This is a genomic window from Acinetobacter gandensis, assembly GCF_001678755.1.
Lineage (GTDB): Bacteria > Pseudomonadota > Gammaproteobacteria > Pseudomonadales > Moraxellaceae > Acinetobacter > Acinetobacter gandensis.
The window spans coordinates 1-2661 of sequence record NZ_LZDS01000022.1; the positions used below are offsets into that span (position 1 = coordinate 1).

Annotated in this window: 3 protein-coding genes and 2 pseudogenes; 2 read left to right on the plus strand and 3 right to left on the minus strand. The window is 35.6% G+C overall.

All coding sequences use genetic code 11. The features are described 5' to 3' along the window. A pseudogene (locus tag A9J31_RS15390) lies at positions 1-130 on the minus strand (IS4-like element ISAba33 family transposase); the annotation flags it as partial. A gap of 98 nt (positions 131-228) precedes the next feature. On the opposite strand from A9J31_RS15390, the gene A9J31_RS07115 reads away from it, so the two are divergent. Next, a complete protein-coding gene (locus A9J31_RS07115) occupies positions 229-1050 on the plus strand; it encodes an OXA-23 family carbapenem-hydrolyzing class D beta-lactamase OXA-23 (RefSeq protein ID WP_001046004.1) in 822 nt (273 codons plus the stop codon). A 104-nt stretch (positions 1051-1154) separates the two neighbouring features. On the opposite strand, the pseudogene A9J31_RS07120 reads toward A9J31_RS07115, so the two are convergent. Both A9J31_RS07120 and A9J31_RS15960 read right to left on the minus strand, forming a co-directional pair. Beyond that, positions 1155-1814, minus strand: a pseudogene (locus tag A9J31_RS07120) (ATP-binding protein); the annotation flags it as partial. A gap of 17 nt (positions 1815-1831) precedes the next feature. After that, a complete protein-coding gene (locus A9J31_RS15960; protein ID WP_001015365.1) occupies positions 1832-2257 on the minus strand; it encodes a hypothetical protein in 426 nt (141 codons plus the stop codon). A 206-nt stretch (positions 2258-2463) separates the two neighbouring features. On the opposite strand from A9J31_RS15960, the gene A9J31_RS07130 reads away from it, so the two are divergent. Further along, the coding region (locus A9J31_RS07130; protein ID WP_081402350.1) for a hypothetical protein at positions 2464-2661 on the plus strand (198 nt) is incomplete at its 3' end.

The window sequence follows — 2661 nt, forward strand, 5'->3', positions numbered from 1 at the left end:
ATGCAGAAGAAAGATTACATGTTTGCTTTAAAATAATCACAAGCATGATGAGCGCAAAGCACTTTAAATGTGACTTGTTCCATTTTAGAGATTTGTTTAAGATAAGATATAACTCATTGAGATGTGTCATAGTATTCGTCGTTAGAAAACAATTATTGTGACATTATTTCAATGAGTTATCTATTTTTGTCGTGTACAGAGTTATTTTCTATTGATCTGGTGTTTAAAGTGAATAAATATTTTACTTGCTATGTGGTTGCTTCTCTTTTTCTTTCTGGTTGTACGGTTCAGCATAATTTAATAAATGAAACCCCGAGTCAGATTGTTCAAGGACATAATCAGGTGATTCATCAATACTTTGATGAAAAAAACACCTCAGGTGTGCTGGTTATTCAAACAGATAAAAAAATTAATCTATATGGTAATGCTCTAAGCCGCGCAAATACAGAATATGTGCCAGCCTCTACATTTAAAATGTTGAATGCCCTGATCGGATTGGAGAACCAGAAAACGGATATTAATGAAATATTTAAATGGAAGGGCGAGAAAAGGTCATTTACCGCTTGGGAAAAAGACATGACACTAGGAGAAGCCATGAAGCTTTCTGCAGTCCCAGTCTATCAGGAACTTGCGCGACGTATCGGTCTTGATCTCATGCAAAAAGAAGTAAAACGTATTGGTTTCGGTAATGCTGAAATTGGACAGCAGGTTGATAATTTCTGGTTGGTAGGACCATTAAAGGTTACGCCTATTCAAGAGGTAGAGTTTGTTTCCCAATTAGCACATACACAGCTTCCATTTAGTGAAAAAGTGCAGGCTAATGTAAAAAATATGCTTCTTTTAGAAGAGAGTAATGGCTACAAAATTTTTGGAAAGACTGGTTGGGCAATGGATATAAAACCACAAGTGGGCTGGTTGACCGGCTGGGTTGAGCAGCCAGATGGAAAAATTGTCGCTTTTGCATTAAATATGGAAATGCGGTCAGAAATGCCGGCATCTATACGTAATGAATTATTGATGAAATCATTAAAACAGCTGAATATTATTTAAGAGCTTGACAGAAACTCTAATTTTATAAAAAGCCCATTTGAGATAAATGGGCCTTTTATAATCTGACTAATAATGAAACCTGTTAATTTTTCTAGTTTAAAATTTTACAGTGCTTTTAGTTGTTGTGATCCAATCCAGTGTTTAGAGAACTGATAGGCGGCACGTCCTGACCGTTGACCACGTGCCTGACACCAGCGTAGGGCTTCAGCATGGGCTTCGTCATTCATTGGCATATCTGTTTTAGCAAGATAGTGTTCTACAATGGTTAAATACAGGTTTTGATCCATTGGATAGAATGAAAGCCACATTCCAAAACGATCCGAGAGTGAAATTTTTTCCTCAATGGCTTCTTGTGGATGCAACTCGGTATATTGCGGTACATCTACACGAGTCACTGGCGTGTTCTCATGCATAAATTCTGGTAACAGATGTCGACGGTTGCTGGTTGCATAAATAATAAAATTACTTGAACCTGACTGTAATGAGCCATCAAGTACACTTTTTAAGCTGCGATAGTTTTCATCTTCAGCATTAAAGGCCAGATCATCGCAGTAGACAATGAACTTTTCCGGACGCTTCTGGATGAGCTTCTGGATTTCAGGAAGATCGGACAGATCATCACGTTCAATTTCAATTAAACGTAATCCTTGATCTTTATACTCGGTTAAAAGGGCACGGACAATTGAAGATTTTCCTGTGCCGCGTGAACCAGTAAGGAGAACATCATTGGCTGGCAGATTCTGCAAAAATTGTCGTGTATTTTGATATTCTGTTTTTTAATTCACATATATTTATTAGTTTTTTTATGAATTTTTGCTAACTTATTCCAATCTTCTTTAGTGAAAGAATTAGAATATATATCAGTTCCAATATAGCTTAGTTCTGCTGGCACTATGATACCTTTATCATCTAACAAATTACTTAGAGCATCTCTAAAGTCATAACCAGCTGGTGATAATAAGCTCTCCTGGTATGCTACCTGGATCTTCTTAGCATCACTTTTTGAGATATTTCGGCCTAGATCGTAAAAAGCATATTGGCTATACATTGCACCTAGAAAAATAGCTACTGATACCAATAGCCAGCCTTGAGGATTAACCTTGTTGTTCATAACTTTTTTCAAAACAAGGTAAACTGAAATAGCAAACAAAATACATGCTATTAAAAGCCATAAATATGGATTAACGCCAAAATAAAAGTGATTCATTTTCACTCCTTAACAATCATGGATTAGATTTCTAAAGCAGCTAATATTCTTTATATATGTCATTACTTATATCAAAGAATTTCTTGAAAATATTTAGCTGAATATAACTTTTTTATGAAGTTCTAGCTTTAGAGATGGATCCGTAAATTTGAACAACTCCTATAAGTGATATTCTGCTCCTCAAATGATGTTATAAACATCAATATATGGAGTATTTTATGGCACGTAGACCAAGAAGAAATCATTCAAATGATTTTAAAGCTAAGGTAGCACTTGCTGCGATTAAAGCAGAAAAAACACTTGCTGAATTGAGTGCTGAGTTTGATGTTCATCAAAACCAAATTATTGACTGGAAAAATCAATTGATCTCAGCTTCCTCGCAAGCTTTCGATCAATCAAAAGCT